This window comes from Maribacter sp. 4U21 (genome assembly GCF_002742365.1).
In the GTDB taxonomy this organism is placed as follows: domain Bacteria; phylum Bacteroidota; class Bacteroidia; order Flavobacteriales; family Flavobacteriaceae; genus Maribacter.
On record NZ_MDGN01000020.1, the window covers coordinates 1 to 318 of the forward strand.

The 318-nt window shown below is 47.5% G+C and carries 1 protein-coding gene; it reads right to left on the minus strand.

The features are described from left to right. Positions 1-318 (minus strand): transposase (locus BFP77_RS03865; protein WP_143751838.1); only part of this gene is annotated, 318 nt, incomplete at both ends.

Genomic DNA, 318 nt, shown 5'->3' on the forward strand with positions numbered 1-318 from the left:
CCATTTTAGTTATCAGGTTGTTGAATACGGTCGCCTTGCTTTGGGAGCGGTTTATCCTGAAGCAGAACTCGTTGAAATACCTGTTGATATGAAAGTCGCTCACCCATGAATAGGTCGTTCTAATCCAGGACTTTATCTGGTGTATCATGGTATGCAGCGCCTTGAAGTTGGCCCCCTTCGCACTTTCTATCTGGTTTATATCGTAGACCTTTGCGATGGGCCTGTACCCCTTCCATTTGTCCGTGGTCACCTTGGCCTCCCTGCTGATATTGTTGATGAAGATATATTGCAGCGACCTTGCCGAGAAGTCCTCGATGC